The 16,422-nt window shown below is 71.9% G+C and carries 11 protein-coding genes; 7 read left to right on the top strand and 4 right to left on the bottom strand.

Translation table 11 applies throughout. From position 1 onward, the window contains the following. Nucleotides 1-11: 11 nt before the first annotated feature. Nucleotides 12-1,508, bottom strand: coding sequence for an amino acid permease (locus AB0A90_RS28505; RefSeq protein ID WP_357253903.1), 1,497 nt, complete (start codon nucleotides 1,506-1,508; stop codon nucleotides 12-14). A 200-nt stretch (nucleotides 1,509-1,708) separates the two neighbouring features. Between AB0A90_RS28505 and AB0A90_RS28500 the strand changes: the two genes are divergently transcribed. Together AB0A90_RS28500 and AB0A90_RS28495 are read left to right on the top strand one after the other, a co-directional pair. Beyond that, nucleotides 1,709-3,364: a family 10 glycosylhydrolase gene (locus tag AB0A90_RS28500; RefSeq protein WP_357253901.1), complete on the top strand. Its 1,656-nt coding sequence runs from the start codon at nucleotides 1,709-1,711 to the stop codon at nucleotides 3,362-3,364. A 181-nt stretch (nucleotides 3,365-3,545) separates the two neighbouring features. Continuing rightward, on the top strand, nucleotides 3,546-4,085 hold the full coding sequence (locus AB0A90_RS28495; RefSeq protein ID WP_357253899.1) for a phospholipase: 540 nt from the start codon (nucleotides 3,546-3,548) through the stop codon (nucleotides 4,083-4,085). Between the two features lie 116 nt (nucleotides 4,086-4,201). On the opposite strand, the gene AB0A90_RS28490 is transcribed toward AB0A90_RS28495, so the two are convergent. Next, nucleotides 4,202-7,042, bottom strand: a complete 2,841-nt coding sequence (locus AB0A90_RS28490; RefSeq protein WP_357253898.1) for an adenylate/guanylate cyclase domain-containing protein — start codon at nucleotides 7,040-7,042, stop codon at nucleotides 4,202-4,204. Between the two features lie 152 nt (nucleotides 7,043-7,194). Continuing rightward, nucleotides 7,195-7,410, bottom strand: coding sequence for a zinc ribbon domain-containing protein (locus AB0A90_RS28485; protein WP_357253896.1), 216 nt, complete (start codon nucleotides 7,408-7,410; stop codon nucleotides 7,195-7,197). A 53-nt stretch (nucleotides 7,411-7,463) separates the two neighbouring features. Between AB0A90_RS28485 and AB0A90_RS28480 the strand changes: the two genes are divergently transcribed. The 5 genes from AB0A90_RS28480 to AB0A90_RS28460 all read left to right on the top strand — a co-directional run bounded on the left by AB0A90_RS28480 (nucleotide 7,464) and on the right by AB0A90_RS28460 (nucleotide 15,308). Continuing rightward, nucleotides 7,464-9,134: a lytic murein transglycosylase gene (locus AB0A90_RS28480; protein WP_357253894.1), complete on the top strand. Its 1,671-nt coding sequence runs from the start codon at nucleotides 7,464-7,466 to the stop codon at nucleotides 9,132-9,134. A 72-nt stretch (nucleotides 9,135-9,206) separates the two neighbouring features. Then, nucleotides 9,207-10,223, top strand: a complete 1,017-nt coding sequence (locus AB0A90_RS28475) for a GNAT family N-acetyltransferase (protein ID WP_357253981.1) — start codon at nucleotides 9,207-9,209, stop codon at nucleotides 10,221-10,223. Nucleotides 10,224-10,315: 92 nt separating this feature from the next. Further along, nucleotides 10,316-13,594 (top strand): lamin tail domain-containing protein, encoded by a 3,279-nt coding sequence (locus tag AB0A90_RS28470; RefSeq protein ID WP_357253892.1) that lies wholly within the window; start codon nucleotides 10,316-10,318, stop codon nucleotides 13,592-13,594. A 185-nt stretch (nucleotides 13,595-13,779) separates the two neighbouring features. Further along, nucleotides 13,780-14,349 carry a sigma-70 family RNA polymerase sigma factor gene (locus AB0A90_RS28465; RefSeq protein WP_357253890.1) on the top strand — a complete coding sequence of 190 codons (570 nt, stop codon included), beginning with the start codon at nucleotides 13,780-13,782 and terminating at the stop codon, nucleotides 14,347-14,349. A 17-nt stretch (nucleotides 14,350-14,366) separates the two neighbouring features. Continuing rightward, a complete protein-coding gene (locus tag AB0A90_RS28460; RefSeq protein WP_357253888.1) occupies nucleotides 14,367-15,308 on the top strand; it encodes a CU044_5270 family protein in 942 nt (313 codons plus the stop codon). A 111-nt stretch (nucleotides 15,309-15,419) separates the two neighbouring features. Here the strand turns inward: AB0A90_RS28460 and hemB are convergent, their stop codons facing one another. Next, the gene (hemB, locus tag AB0A90_RS28455) at nucleotides 15,420-16,403 is read right to left on the bottom strand and encodes a porphobilinogen synthase (RefSeq protein ID WP_357253886.1); all 984 of its coding nucleotides are present in this window, start codon (nucleotides 16,401-16,403) and stop codon (nucleotides 15,420-15,422) included. Nucleotides 16,404-16,422 lie beyond the last annotated feature (19 nt).

Here is a 16,422-nt window from a genome sequence, read left to right as displayed (position 1 = left end):
CCGCACCTCGGTCAGGCGCTCGGCTCGCGCGGCGCCGGGGCGACCGCCGGTTCGTGCTGGGCCAGCCGGTTGCGGCGGTAGCCGTAACCGAAGTAGATCAGCGCGCCGAGCAGCATCCAGGCCAGGAACCGAAGCCAGGTCTCCACCGACAGGTTGAGCATCAGGTAGAAGCAGGCCAGCGCGGAGACGATCGGCAGCACCGGGGAGAACGGCACCCGGAACGGCCGCTCCAGGTCCGGGCGCTTGCGACGCAGGATCGGCACCGCGATCGACACCAGCACGAACGCGCAGAGCGCGCCGATGCTGACCAGGTCGGCCAACGCGGAGAGCGGCAGGAAACCGGCCAGCAGCGCGACCGCCACCGTCATGATCGCGGAGATCCGGTACGGGGTGCCCCAGCGCGGGTGCACCTTCGCGATCGACGGCGGGATCAGCCCGTCCCGCGCGATCGCGAAGCCGATCCGGCCCATCGCGACCAGGTCGACGAGGATGACGCTGGTCAGGCCGGCGACCGCGGCGATGGAGACCAGCACGGCGGCCCAGCCCGCGCCGACCGACTCGAACGCCGACGCGATTGGGGCGCCCCGGTCGATCTCGGTGTACGGCACCATCCCGACCACCACCAGCGAGACGCCGATGTAGAGCACGGTGGAGATCAGCAGCGTGCCGAGCAGACCCAGGGTGAGGTCCCGCTTGGGCTTCTTCGTCTCCTCGCCCAGGTTGGCGACGGCCTCGAAGCCGGTGTACGCGAAGAACACCACGGCGGCGGCGCTGAGCACCCCGACGAAGCCGAAGACGGACGGTTCCAGCCCGAAGAGCGCCTGCGTCACCGGTTGCTTGATGCCGTCGTCGCCGCTCCCGGCGGGCTCGGCCGGTGGGATGAACGGGCTGAGGTTCGCGGCCTTGACGAAGAACAGACCGGCCACCACCACGAACACGCAGATCGCCACCTTGACCAGCACCAGCAGGTTGGTGATCCGGGACGACTCCCGGATGCCGACGATCGCCACGATGCCGAGGATCAGCACGATGGCGATGGCGCCGATGTTCACCGTGCTGCCCTCCTCACCGAACCATCGGGTCGGCAGGTCGAGCAGCTCCGCGAGGTAGCCGGACCAACCTCGGGCCACCACGGCCGCGCCGAGCGCGAACTCCAGCAGCAGGTCCCAGCCGATGATCCAGGCGACGATCTCGCCCATCGTGGCGTACGCGTAGGTGTAGGCGCTGCCTGCGGTCGGCACGCTGGAGGCCAACTCGGCGTAGCAGAGGGCGGCGAGCAGGGCGACCACGCCGGCGATGGCGAAGGAGATCACCACGCCCGGTCCGGCGCTGTCCCGGGCTTCGATGCCGGTGAGGGTGAAGATGCCGGTGCCGATCACGATGCCGATGCCGAAGCCGGTGAGGTCGAGCGCGCCGAGCCGTCTCTTCAGGCCGAGCGTGCCGTCACTGCCGTCGGCCTCCCCTTGGGCTATCACGTCCTTGATTGGTTTGGTGCGCAGCACGGACACGCGGTCACCCCTCCCACCGTGCGACCACCTCCGTGGCGGCCGGTGACCGCCGTTGCTACCCAGCGGCGCGATTGGTCAACCACGAACCCTTGCGGCGCTTGCCAAATTGTGAAAATTTTCTACCAGCAACGCGGACATCCACGGCGAATCTTGCCGCGCGCCGCGAACCATCCGGGAGCCCCAACGAAGGGACACACCGCATGAGAGCCACCCGACTCGGAGTCGCCGGGCTGGTCGCAGCCCTGCTCGGGACGACCGTCACCGCCACCCCCGCGAGCGCCGCGACCGATGCCGCCACTCCCACCACCACCTGCGTCACCGACCCGGCCACGCCGAAGCGCCAGTTCCGGGCCATGTGGATCTCGTCGGTCGTCAACATCGACTGGCCCAGCAAGGCATCCCAGACCAGCCCGGACCGGGTCGCCACCCAGCAGGCCGAATATCGGGAACTGCTCGACCTCGCCCAGCGGCTGCACCACAACGCCGTCGTGGTGCAGGTCCGGCCCACCGCCGACGCGCTCTGGCCCTCGCCGTACGAGCCGTGGTCGGAGTACCTGACCGGGACCCGTGGGCAGGACCCGGGCTGGGACCCGCTGGCCTTCCTCGTCGACGAGTCGCACAAGCGCAACCTGGAGTTCCACGCCTGGTTCAACCCGTACCGCGTCTCCATGCCGGCCCCCGGCGGTGCCGGCGCCGACCTCACCCAACTCGCTCCCGGCCACCCGGCGCGGCAGCACCCGGACTGGACCTTCGCCTACCCGCCGGCCGGCGTGGCCGGCAGCCGGCTCTACTACAACCCCGGCATTCCCGAGGTACGCGAGTTCGTGCAGACCGCGATGATGGACGCGGTCCAGCGGTACGACATCGACGGCGTCCACTTCGACGACTACTTCTACCCCTACCCCAGCGGCACCTACCAGGTGCCCGACGACGCCACCTTCGCCACGCACAACCGGGGCTTCACCGACCGGGCGGACTGGCGGCGGGACAACATCAACCTGCTGGTCCAGGAGATGAACGGCAAGATCAAGGCGGCGAAGCCGTGGGTGAAGTTCGGCGTCAGCCCGTTCGGCATCTGGCGCAACAAGGCCGCTGACCCGCTCGGCTCGGACACCACCGGCAGCCAGTCGTACGACATCATCTCCGCCGACACCCGCACCTGGATCAAGCAGGAGTGGATCGACTACGTGGTCCCGCAGCTCTACTGGTACATCGGCCAGTACCCGGCCGCCGACTACGCGCGACTCGTCCCGTGGTGGGCCGAGACGGTGCGCGGCACCCGCGTGCAGCTCTACATCGGCCAGGCCGACTACAAGAGCGGCGACCCCGCGTACGGACCGTACTGGCAGAACCCGCGTGAGCTGTCCGACCACCTGACGCTCAACCGGTCGTACCCGGAGGTGCAGGGCAACGTGCACTTCTCGGCCGTCCAGGTGCGGGCCAACCGGCTCGGCGCCACCGACATCTACGCCGCCGAGCACTACTCCCGGCCCGCGCTGGTGCCGGCCATGCCGCACCTGCCGGCCAGGCCGCTGCTCTTCCCGGTGGTCACCAAGGCGACCCGACAGGCCGACGGGGTACGGCTGACCTGGCGTCAGCCGGCCAACGGTGCTGGGCCACTCGGCACCGCCACCTCGTACGCGATCTACCGGTTCGACGGCACCGCCCTGCCCGGTCGGTGCGGCACGGCGGACGCCGCACACCTGGTCGATACCGTCCGCGCCACACCCGGCGGCACGCAGTCCTGGGTGGACACCTCGGCCGTGCCCGGTGAGCGCTATACCTACCAGGTGACCGCGCTGGACCGGTCGGCCAACGAGAGCCCCACCAGCCCGCCGGCGTTCGTCAGGCGCTGACCCGTTCCCCGGAATGCCCCGGTCGCCCCGAGCGGCCGGGGCATTCGTCTGTTTGAACCCATGTCACCAATTGTTGGCGAGGCACATACCGAGCAGTTGATCAGCTGATCGAAACTTGTCGACATCCGGTGACCCGCCGGTAACTTCCCGCCCCACCCGCCCACCCCCGCGGAGGTAACAAGTGCCCCGACGTCTTGCCACCCTGTTCGCCTCGGGCGTGCTCGCGCTGCTCGCCACCCTCGCCATCGCCTCCCCCGCCGCCGCCGCCGTCACCCCCGCCCAGAAGCTGTCCGTGCTGTCCAGTTGGACGCAGACCAGCGCCTCCAGCTACAACTCCTGGAACAGCGCCCGGGTCAACCGGGCACCCTGGGCCGAGTACAACTTCACCTGGTCCACCGACTACTGCTCGTCCAGCCCGGACAACCCGCTCGGGTTCACCTTCAGCCTCAGCTGCTACCGGCACGACTTCGGCTACCGCAACTACAAGGCGGTCAGCCAGTTCCCCGCCAACAAGTCCCGACTGGACAGCGCCTTCTACGAGGACCTGAAGCGCGTCTGCACCACGTACAACACGGTCGTCCGACCGGCCTGCTACAGCCTGGCCTGGACCTACTACCAGGCGGTCAAGACCTTCGGCTCGGTAGCAGCCGTCCAGCAGGCCGACATCGACCGCGCCGCCCAAATAAAGGCCGAAGCCGAAGCAGCCGCCGCCCGCGCCTAACCCCCCACCCCCACCCCCTCGGCGGCGTTGATCAAGAGGTTTCGGTCACCAGGAGCCTGTTTCCTGACGCAAATCTCTTGATCAACAAGGCTGAGGGGGTGGGGGCAGGGCTGGGGTTAGGCGCGTTCGGTGCGGGTTGCTGGGTGGCGGTCGGGGTCGGCGGGGCGGCGGGGGGTGGGCTGGGACAGGCCGGTGCTGAAGCGGGTCGAGTCGGCCGCCAGGTCCGGGTGTTCCACGTCCAGTGCCAGCGCGGCGGCCTCGTCCAGCCCCAACTCGGCACCCTCGCCGTACGCGTCGTCGAACACCGCGTCACCCAGTTGCGCGCGCAGTTCGGCCTGCTGTTCGGCCCAGTAGCCGCCGTAGATGCCCGGGGTCGCGCGCATGCTCGCCCGGGTGGCCTGCGCCGCCCCGAACAGGCGAGCCGCGGTCAACCGGTCCCCGCCGATCACGCAGCGCACCGCGACCGCGTTCAACGTGTCACACGCCCGACCGTGGTAGCCGTGGCCCATCCGCGAACGCAGTGCCACCAGCAGGTGCTCGTGCGCGGCGATCACATCGCCCCGGGCCAACGCGACCATCCCGAGCAGCATGTCCACCGACCGCCGACCCCGCTCCACCGGGCGGGCCGCCTCCACCGGACGCACCGCCCCCAGCAGATCCGCCGCCTCCCCCAGGGCGCCCCGCCGCCAGAGCAGCTCAGCCAGGCTGAACACCGCCAACAGCGCCTCGCCGACCACGTCCTGCCCGTGCGCCCAGTCGATGACCTCCCGGCACACCCGCTCGGCCTCGACGAACTGCCCCATGTCCACCAACGGCGCGGCCCGGCCGGCGAGCACCCGGGCCAACAACCCGGCATCACCGGCCTGCCGGGCGGCCGCCTCCGCCCGCTGGGAGTAGCGCAACTCCTCGGCGAACTCACCGTCCGCGCCGGCGTGCAACGAATGCATGTGGTAAACCGCCGCCAGCTCCGCCTCCGGGATCCGCTCACCCGTCTCGGCGATCCGCCCGTACAACCGGAACAGCCACAGCCGCCCCTCCCGGGCCAGGCCCCGCTCAAGCCACCACTGGTCCAGCCCACCGGCCAGACCGAGACCGGCACGGGCACTACCGCCCGTGGCGCACCACCGCAACGCTGCGCGTACCTCCCCGGCCAACGGGTCGAGGGCGTACAGCGACAGCGTCACCGGGCGGCCGTCCTGACCCAGGTGTGCCCGGTCCACCGCATGGGCCGACCAGGCGACATGCCTATTCCGGGCGGCCCGCTCCTCACCCGCCTCGGCCAGCCGCCGCGCCGCGTACGCCCGGATCGGGTCGAGCATCCGGTAGGTGCTACCGGTGGCCCGCGGCTCGGCCAACACCATCGACTTGTCCACCAGCACCGACAGTGGATCCAGCGGGTCGTCGCCCAGCAGCCACTCCACCGTCGCCAGGTCCACCGGCCCGGCGAAGACCGACAGCCACCGCAGCAGGCGGGCGGCCCGAGGCCCGAGCGTCCGGTACGACCAGGTGACGGTGGCCTGCATCGTCAGGTGCCGTTCCGTGGCCGACCGCTGCACCGCCCTGCTCGCCGCGGTGGGTGGCGACGCCCCGGACGCCGCGGCCACCAGGTCCACCGTGTCCTGCTGGTTGCCGGACCAGCCGCGCTCCACCGGTGGCGGATCCGGGTCCTCCCGACCGGCGTCCAGAGTGCCGAGAACATCGTCGAGGCGTTCCGCGAGCTGGCCCACCGAGAGCACCCGCAGCCGGGCGGCGGCCAGCTCGATGGCGAGCGGTAACCCGTCCAACCGCTGCACCACCCTGCGGAGATCGGCCGACTCGGCCGGGTCCGGCCGCCGGCCGCCTCGCGCCGCCGCCGTACGGTCCAGCAGGAGCGCCACCGCATCGCTCTCCGCACCGTCCGCGCGCGGGTCGACCGAGAGCGGCGGGATCCGCCACACCACCTCACCCGGCAGGCTGAACGACTCCCGGCTGGTCGCCAGCACCCGTACGCCACCACCGCCGGACAACAACCGCGCGATCACCTCCGCGCAGGCGGCCGGCTGGGTGTCACAGGTGTCCAGGACGACAAGCATGCGGCGGCCGGCCGCGTACTCGACAAGGGTGTCCAGCATCGGCCGGCCCGGTTCGGGTCGCAGGCCGAGCACCGCGGCGATCGCGAATGCCACCAACCCCGGGTCGGTCACCGCGGCGATGTCGACGAACCACACCCCGTCCGGGTACGACTCGACGACCCCGCTGGCCAACTCCACCGCGAGCCGGGTCTTGCCCGCCCCGCCCGCGCCGAGCACCGTGATCAGGCGGTGCTGCTTCACCAGCAGGCCCAACTCGACGCGCTCGGCCTGCCGACCGACGAACGACGTCACCTGGGTCGGCAGATTGTGCGCCACCGCGTCGGCGGTGCGGGGACGCGGGAACTGCCGCTCCAGGCCCGGCGCGACCAGTTGGAAGAGCCGCTCCCGGTCGTCGAAACCGCGCAGCCGGTGCAGGCCGAGGTCGAGCAGGGTCGCACCGGGCGGCAACGGCTCGGCCCGACGGGCGGTGGGCGCCGAACAGAGCACCTGCCCGCCGTGCGCCGCGGCGGCCACCCGGGCGGCCCGGTGCACCTCGGGGCTGGCGTAGTCGCCGTCGCGCGGCTCGGCGTAACCGGTGTGCAGGCCCATCCGCACCCGGGGTGCGGCTTCGGCGGTCGGCCAGTCGTGGTTGGACAGCGCCCGCTGGGCGGTCAGGCAGGCGGTCAGCGCCGCTGCCGCGTCCTCGAAGGCCAGGAAGAACGAGTCGCCCTCGGTCAACAACTCCGCGCCGCCCGTGCTGGCCAGCGTCCGGCGCAACAGCCGTCGGTGCTCGGCGAGCACCGGGCGGTAGTCGGGGCCGAGCAACTGGGCCAGCCGGGTCGAGCCCTCGATATCGGTGAACACGAAGGTCACCCAACCGCTCGGGAGCTGGATCCGTGGCGACATGCGTGGAACCTCCGCCCGTGACGTCGGGTTCATGCTGCCTGAGTCCGAGCGGTAACGCATCGTGAGAACGGTCGGGCAGATGCCGCCTCAAAGTGCCACTCGGACCCGGTCACGGCAAGAACAGCCCACCAGGTGGCGGGGAATTGGTCCGATCAGCAGCCGCAGGCGCCTCCGCAGCACCCACCACCGGAGGACGCCGGGGCGCCACCGACGGCCCCACCCCGACCGGTGACCGCGACCGCGGAGAGCAGCTTCACCGTGTCGGTGTGTCCCTGCGGGCAGACGGCCGGGTCAGCGGCAGCCGCCATCGGACGGTTGACCTCGAAAGTGTCGCCGCAGGCGCGGCAACGGAACTCGTACCGGGGCATGCGCCCAGGGTACGGGAACTGACGTCCGGCGGAGGATGGGTGATACTCGACGGGTGGTGGACGGCGAGGACGACACGCGTGTGCAACCGTTACGACCGGCCGCGCCGCTGGACGGGCCACTCGAGGGCTCGGGGGCCGCGCCCGACCCGGTACGCGCGGTGCCCCGCCCCCGCCGGCCCTGGCTGAGCGGCCGGACCGCGAGTACGCCGCCCACACCTGCCACCACCTCCGGACCGACCGACGCCCCCTCGGCCAGCCCGACCGACGCCACGTCGTCCAGCCCGACCGACGCCCCCAGGTCCGGGCCGGGCGCGGCCGGCGTCGGCGCGAAAGACCGGGTCGAGCCCGATCCGGTCGCCGACGACAGCGCTGACACGCGGGCAGCGGCCCCCAGGACCGATAGCCCGAAGACCGACAACCCGAAGACCGAAGACCCGAAGACCGGCGACCCGAAGGTCGGAGACCAGGCGACCGGAGACGCGAAGGCGACCGGCAGCGCCACTGCTCCGGGCGCGCCGCAGTCCGCCACCGGGCCGAGTGCCGACAAGTCGACAGACGACACGAAGGCCGGTGCGCCGGCCGACGACACGAAGCCCGGTGTGTCCGCTGACGAGACGAAGCCCGTCACCAAGGTCACCGCGGATCTGGCGAAGACCAGTGTGGACGAAATTCCCGCCGTGCCGGCGTCCGGCGCCTCCCGGCGACGGCGGGTGCCGTTCGCGCACGCGGTACGGCTGCCGCCGCGCCGGGTGGCAGCCTCGGCCGTCCGTGCGACCCGGGCCTGGGCTCGTCGACCGAGTGGCCGTCTCACCCTGCCCGGCCTCTTCCTGCTGGCGCTGGTGGCCGCGACCGCGGCGGCGGGCGCCCTGCTCGTGCCGGCCACGATCCGCGCACCCCGCCCGGTCGCGGCCGACGCCTCCGGCACGCCCACCGTCCCGCCGGGGGTGCCTGCCCGCCTGCCCACCGGCCCGGTGCCCGAAGGCGGCCTACCGGGTGGCGGACTACCCAGCGGTGGACTTCCGAGCGGTGGACTGCCCACCGGCGGACTGCCGACCGGCGGACTGCCCACCGGCGGACTGCCCACCGGCGGACTGCCCACCGGTGGACTGCCGAGCGGTGGACTGCCGACCAGCGGACCCGGCATCGGCGGGCGGCCGTCGGACGCCCTGGCTGGCTGGGCTCAACAGGTCGGCGCCAAGGTGAACATCCCGGCCGTCGCCATGCAGGCGTACGGCTACGCCGAGCTGATGCTCGCGCAGACGAACCGCAGTTGCGCGCTGAGCTGGACCACGCTGGCCGCGATCGGGCAGGTCGAATCGGGGCACGGGTCGGCCAACGGCGCGCGGTTGGGGCAGGACGGCAAGGCGCTACCGAAGATCATCGGACTGCCGTTGGACGGCAACGGCGGCCGGATGCGGATCATCGACACCGACCGTGGGGTGCTCGACGGGGACCTGACCCTCGACCGGGCGATCGGGCCGATGCAGTTCATCCCGACCACCTGGCAGGAGATCGGCGCGGACGCCGACAATGACGGGATCAAGGACCCGCACGACCTGGACGACGCGGCCCTGGCGGCGGGTAACTACCTCTGCAAGGGTGGTCGGAACCTGAGCATCCCGGGCGACTGGTGGAACGCGATCCTGTCCTACAACGATGTACGGCGGTACGCCCAGGACGTCTACGACACCGCCAACCGGTACGGACGGGCCAGCCGCCCGTGACGTGATCGTCTCGATACGTTGGAGAACTGGACACTTCCCCCCGGCCTCTGTTAGCGGCAAGCTAGACGGGTGATGGTGCGCGAGTGGGACCCGAGGACCGCGTCGTCCGCCGAGATCGCGTCGCTGCTGGTCACGCTGAACGCGGTGCTGGCGGCCGACCTGCCGCAGGATCCGCCGTGGCGGGAGACCTCATTGCGCGAATACCTCGCCGAGGTGATGCCCGGCGAGCGGCGGATCTCCTGGATCGCCCAGGCCGAGGCGACCGACCCCGGCGACCTGGGCGCGGTGCTCGGCCAGGTGCACGTGCTGCTCCTCGGTGACATCGGCGTGCTCGAGGTGCTGGTGCACCCGTCGGTGCGGCGCAGCGGTCTCGGTCGTGACCTGGTGTTGCGTGCTGCCCGCCGGGTCTACCAGGAGGGCTTCCGGTCGATCGGGGTCGAGGTGGTCGGCGACACGCCCGCGGTCGGGTTCTACGAGTCGCTCGGCTTCACCCGGGAGTACGTGGAGACGCGCAGCGTGCTCGACCTCACCGCGGTCGACTGGGCCGAGCTGACGCAGATGGCCACCGGCATCGCGGCGGGCTACCACCTGGAGTTCTTCCCCGGTGGGCCACCGGACGACCTGATCGAGGCGTACGCGCGGGCGAAGGCCGAGGTGCGCGACGTCGACGACGGTGAGCTGCGCCCCAGCTCCTACGAACCGGAGCGGCTGCGCGACAGCCTCGACACCCTGCACCGGCGGGGCATGAAACCGTACATCGTGCTCGCCCGACACGAGCAGAGCGGCGAGGTGGCCGGCCTGACCGAGGTGGTGGTGCCCGCCCAGCACCCCACCCGCGCCGACCAGTACGACACCATCGTCGCGCAGGACCACCGGGGCTACGGCATCGACCGGGCGATCAAGGCCCGGATGCTGTTGGAGCTGCGCTCCGCCGAGCCGGAGCTGATCGAGGTGCAGACCTGGAACGCGCAGGCCAACGAGGCGATGCTGAAGGTCAACGCCGAGCTGGGCTACCAACCGGACCGCGACTGGTGCGAATACAGCGTCGACGTCGCCGAGCTGGTGCACCGGCTCGATCCGCCACGCTGAGGGAATTCACGCAACTGTCCACTGGGGGATGGACGGTGGACCACCGCGCACCTTAACGTGCGTTGACCCCATCCACCCATCGTGGAGGCCCTATGCGCCCGCGCCGCTCAATCGCCGCGCTCGCGACCGCCACCGCCGCCGTGACCATCACGGCGCTCGGCGTCGCACCCACCGCGGCCAGCGCCGCGCCCACCGATCTGTTCATCTCGGAGTACGTCGAGGGTTCGTCGAACAACAAGGCGATCGAGCTGTTCAACGGCACCGGCGCCCCGGTTGACCTCGCCGCCGGCGGCTACCGGTTCCAGCTCTACTTCAACGGCTCCACCACGGCCACGACGATCGCGTTGACCGGGAACGTGGCCGCCGGTGACGTGTTCGTGTTCGCCAGCGCGTCGGCCGGGGCCGCCATCCTCGCCCAGGCCGACCAGACCACCGGGGCCAGTCTGTTCAACGGTGACGACGCGGTCGTGCTGCTCCGGGGCGTCACCGTGCTCGACTCGATCGGGCAGGTGGGTGTCGACCCGGGCACCGAGTGGGGTGCGGGCGCCACCAGCACCGCGGACGACACCCTGCGCCGGCTGCCGACCGTGACCAGCGGCGACACCGACCCGACGGACGCGTTCGACCCCGCGGCCCAGTGGGCCGGCTTCCCGGTGGACACCTTCGACGGCGTCGGCGCGCACTCCGTGGACGGCGGCGGCCCGGTCGACGTCCCGGCCACACTGACCTGCGGCGGCCCGCTGGTCACCAGCGCGGGCACGGCGGCGAGCCGGGAGGTCACCGCCACCGATCCCGATGACACGATCGTCGACCTGGTGGTGACCTCGGTCAGTCCGACCCCGTCCGCCGGCTCGATCACCCGCACGGCGCTCACTCCCGCGGGGGGCGTCGGCGGCACCGCCCGTGCCACGATCGACGCGAGCGCCGACCTGGCCGCCGGGGCGTACACCGTCACCCTCACCGCGACCGACGCGGACGGCGGCACCGCGAGCTGCGCGCTGGCCGTGCAGGTGACCCGGGAGTTGACCGTCGGTGAGGTGCAGGGCCCGACCACCGACACCGAGTCCGGCCCCGCCGACCGGTCGCCGCTCGCACCGGCGAGCGGCAACGGCACGAGCAGCACGCTGTACGACGTACGCGGCGTCATCACCCAGTTGACCCTGGCCCGCACGTCGGCCGGCGCGGAGCAGCGCGGCTTCTTCCTGCAGAGCCGTACCGGCGACACCGACGGCGACCCGACCAGCTCCGACGGCATCTTCGTGTTCATGGGCGCGTTCACCTCGCTGATCGGCGGTTACGTGCCGACGGTCGGCGACGAGGTCGTGCTGCGGGCCCGGGTGTCGGAGTACTACAGCTTCACCCAGCTCTCCGGCGCGTCGCTGGTCCGCCGGATCGGCGGTGGGCTGGCCGTGGACACGGCGGTCGCGGTGACCGACGCGGTGCCGCCGGCCGTGCTGAGCGACGCGCAGCGCTTCTGGGAGCGGCACGAGGGCTCCCGGATGCGGGTTCGCGCGGGCAGCGGCGCGGTGAGCGGCCGGGACGTCTTCTCCTCCACGGCCGACGCGGAGCTGTGGGTGGTCGACCGCGACGACCCGTTGCTGGACCGCGCCGACCCGTACTCCCGGCGGGTCTTCCGGGACTCGCACCCACTGGACAACGACCCGACCCGCCGCTTCGACGACGGCAACGGTCAGCGGACGCTGCTCGGCAGCATGGGCGTGAAGGCCACCGCCGGGGACAGCGCCGCGCTGCTCCCGCCGGCGCACACCTTCGACACGCTGCGGGCGGACGCGGTGGGCGGGGTCTACTACTCGTTCGAGAAGTACGGCGTCCAGGTCGAGCGGGCGGAGTTCGCCGCCGGGGCCGACCCGTCGAAGAACAACCCGCCCAAGCCGGCCGACCGGTCGCAGGAGGTGGCCGTCGCCACCTACAACGTGGAGAACCTGTACGACTACCGCGACGACCCGTTCGACGGCTGCGACTTCACCGGTAACGCCGGCTGCCCGGGTGTCGACCCGCCGTTCGACTACGTGCCGGGCAGCGAGACGGAGTACCGCGAGCAGCTGGCCGCGCTCGCCGACCAGATCGTCAAGGACCTGCACGCACCGGATCTGATCCTGGTGCAGGAGGCCGAGGACCAGGACATCTGCACGGTCTCCGGGGCGGCGCTGAGCTGCGGCGACACCAACAACGCGGACGGCGCTCCGGACAGCATCCAGGAGTTGGCGCTCGTGGTGGCGGCGGCCGGCGGACCGGCGTACGCCGCGGCCTATGACCGGACCGGCGCGGACGCCCGTGGGATCACCGCGGCTTTCCTGTACCGCACCGACCGGTTGTCGCTGACGGCCGCGACGGCCGACGATCCACTGCTGGGCTCGACACCGTCCGTCCAGTACCGCGCTGCCGGCCTGCCGGCCAACGCGGACGTACAGAACCCGAAGGCCCTCAACGCGGTGCTGCCGGCGGATGTGGACACCTCGACCGGGCGGGACGGCACCAACGTCTTCACCCGCGCCCCACAGCTCGGCAGGTTCAGCGTGGCCGCGTCGCCCGGTTCGACCGAGCGGTTCACCCTGTACGCGCTCAGCAACCACTACTCCTCCGGCCCGGACAGCCGGGTCGGGCAGCGGCGGGAGCAGGCCCGCTACGGCGCGGCGATCGTCACCGCGATCGAGGCGGCCGACCAGAGCGCCCGGGTGGTCTACGGCGGGGACCTGAACGTCTTCCCCCGCCCGGACGATCCCATCGCCACCGGCGAGCAGCCCACGCCGTCGGACCAGCTCGCGCCGCTGTACGAGGCGGGTCTGCACAACCTGTGGGACAACCTGGTCGCGGAGGTGCCGGCGTCGGCGTACTCGTACAGCTTCGAGGGGCACGCGCAGACCCTCGACCACCTGTTCGTCAACGACGCGCTCTACGGCGATCTGGTGCAGGTGCGGGCGGCGCACATCAACGCCGACTGGCCGGCGGAGTTCAGCGGCGACGGGTCACGGGGTTCCAGCGACCACGACCCGCAGGTGGCCCGGTTCCGGTCCCGCGCCTCGCTGACCGTCGCCGACGCGACGGTGGTCGAGGGCAACCAGGGCACCCGGCAGCTCACCTTCACCGCGACCGTGTCCCGGCCGTTGTCCCAGCCGGTGCTGCTCTGTGCAACCACCGTCGGCCTCACCGCGCAGTCGGGTTCGGACTTCGACCCGTACGCCGGGTGCAAGGTGTTGGCCGCCGGGCAGACGGCGGTGGCGTTCCCGGTGACCGTGCGCGGCGACCGGAGGCGGGAGTCGGACGAGAAGCTGACGCTGCTGGTGGCCGGCGTGCCCGGCCTGCGGCTGGCCGACCCGCTCGCGGTCGGCACGATCACCAACGACGACTGAGGGGTCTCCGCCCGCCCACGAATGATCGCGCTCGATCCAAGATGTAGTGGCCTCCGCCGACCAGGAGGCCACTACATCTGTGTTTCTGCACGATTTTGGCAAAAAGCGCGGCGCTGGCGGATGTAACGCCGAATCGCCGCCGAACCAAGGAAGGGGTGTAAGGACGGCCAACGAGAGGACGGCCTGTGAGTAGCCCGAGCCCAGGCGGGGACGACCTAGCCGCCATCGGTACGGACCCCGCGGCGTTCGAGCGGTTCTACCGCCGACACGTCGAGACGATCGGGCGGTTCGTGGCCCGCCGCGTCGACGACCCGCACACCGCCGCCGACCTCACGGCCGAGGTGTTCCTGGCGGTGATCGACTCCGCGGCCGGTTTCCAGCCGGAGCGCGGAAACGAGCTGGCCTGGCTCTTCGGCGTGGCCCGCAACGTCATCGCGGCCGAACACCGCCGGGCTACCCGTCATCTGCGGGCCAGCGGTCTCGTGGCGGGACGACGGCTGTTGGACGCCGACGACATCGCCCGGATCGAGGAGCGCATCGACGCGGAATCGCTGGCGCGCCGTACCTATCGCGCTCTCGGCGGTCTGCCGGAGCACACGCGCGCCCTGCTCGAACTCGTCGCCGTCGACGGCCTGTCCCTGACGGACGCGGCCGCCGCGCTCGGGATCTCCCCGGTCGCCGCGCGGGTCCGGGTGCATCGGGCCCGTCGGGCGGTACGCCTCGCTCTCGCACAGTCCGAATCCGCGCTCGTCTGATCGGAGGGAAGGTCACCATGAGCAGAACCCCGCAACTGGGCAACTTCGAGGCACGGCTTCTCGCCGAACTGAAGGAACACCTCGGCGCCCGAACCACCGAAAGCGCCCCGGCCGCCGACGCAGCCCCGACGACCGTCCGTGCGACACGGGGCGCACGGTGGCGTAGGCCGGGCTGGCGGCTGGCCGGGGTCGGTGGGCTTGTCGTCCTGCTCACCGCCGTCGGACTGGTGACCCAGACGGTCGGCGACGCCCCACCGACGGCGAGCGCGGCCGAGGTCCTGACCGAGGCCGCGGACACGGCCCGGCAGCAGCCCGACCTGGTGGCGCGTCCCGGCCAGTTCCTCTTCATCGAACTGCGGCTGACCGCCCGGGAGGAGCCAGCGGCCGGCCCGTACGTCGATGAGCGGCTCCAACGCTGGGTGCCGGTCGGCGACGATCCGACCTGGCAGCAGCGGCGGCGGTTGGAGAGCCGCCCGGACGAGTGGCGAACCGACAACGTCTCGCACCTGCCGCCGCCGCCCGGCTATTTCCAGGGCCTGCCCACCGAGCCGGAGCAGATGGCGCAGCACCTGCGGGATCACCCGATCCCCCTGGACCTACCCGCCGGCGCGGACCTGGAGGCCATCCAGAACGACCCGACCACGATCTTCACCGACGGGATGTGGATGCTGGAGGGCTACGTGCCGCCGCAGTCGCTCGGCGCGCTGTTCCAGGCGATGGCCCGAGTGCCGGGGGCGAGCGTGTTGCCCGGCGAGGTGCGGGACGCCGCCGGCCGACGGGGCGTGGCGCTGCGGACTCCCGGCGTGTTCGCCGCCCACGTCGACCTGATCTTCGACCGGGAGACCCACGTCTACCTCGGCACCCGCCGGCTCACGGTGCGGGATGGCAAGGAGTCGCCGTACATGAGCACCGCCGTCACCCGGCTGGCCGTCGTCGATCGGCTGGGACAGCTGCCCTGATCGGCAGAACGGGCCGATGATCGGAAATAGTGGCCTCTCCTGCCGAGGAGGCCACTATTTCCGCATGATCGCGCCGCGGGCAGCCCGTGATCGCGCCGTAGGCGGCCCGCCTCAGTAGCGCTGGCGCAGCAGCCCGGCGGCCTCGACAGCCCAGTAGGTGAGGATGACCTGCGCGCCGGCCCGCTTGATCGAGGTGAGCGTCTCCAGCATCACCCGCTCCCGGTCGATCCAGCCGTTCGCGGCGGCCGCCTCGACCATCGCGTACTCGCCGGAGACCTGGTAGGCGGCTACCGGGACGTCCACCGCGGCCCGTACCGCCGCCACCACGTCGAGGTAGGGCAGCGCCGGCTTGACCATCACCAGGTCGGCGCCCTCGGCGACGTCGAGCGCCACCTCGCGCAGGGACTCCCGCAGATTGGCCGGGTCCTGCTGGTAGGTGCGCCGGTCGCCCTCCAGCGCCGACTCCACCGCCTCGCGGAACGGGCCGTAGAACGCCGAGGCGTACTTGACGGCGTACGCCAGCACGGCCACGTCCTGGTGCCCGGCGGCGTCGAGCGCCTTGCGGACCACGCCGACCTGGCCGTCCATCATCCCGGACGGCCCGACCATGCCGACCCCGGCGGCGGCCTGGGCCACCGCCATCTCGGCGTACGCGGCCAGGGTGGAGTCGTTGTCGACCTCACCGTCTGCGGTGAGCAGCCCGCAGTGCCCGTGCGAGGTGAACTCGTCCAGGCACAGGTCGCTCATCACCACCGCGGCGTCGCCCACCTCGGCCACCACGTCGCGGATGGCGACGTTGAGGATGCCGTTCGGGTCGATGCCGCCGGAGCCGGTCGGGTCCCGCCGTTCCGGCACGCCGAAGAGCATGATCCCGCCGACGCCGGCCTGGACCGCCTCGGCCGCCGCCTTGCGCAGCGAGTCCCGGGAGTGCTGGAGCACCCCCGGGAGCGACCCGATGGCACGGGGCTCGCTCAGCCCCTCCTTGACGAACATCGGCACGACCAGCTCGGCCGGGTCGACCCGGGTCTCGGACACCAGCCGGCGGATCGCCGGGTTGCGGCGCAGCCGGCGGGGCCGGATCTCGGGGTACGACATGGCAGGCCTCCTCGAACGA

The sequence above is a fragment of the Micromonospora sp. NPDC049204 genome, assembly GCF_040647935.1.
GTDB lineage: Bacteria > Actinomycetota > Actinomycetes > Mycobacteriales > Micromonosporaceae > Micromonospora.
The sequence above is the reverse complement of the archived record's forward strand: the minus strand, read 5'-3'. Positions and strand labels throughout refer to the sequence as shown.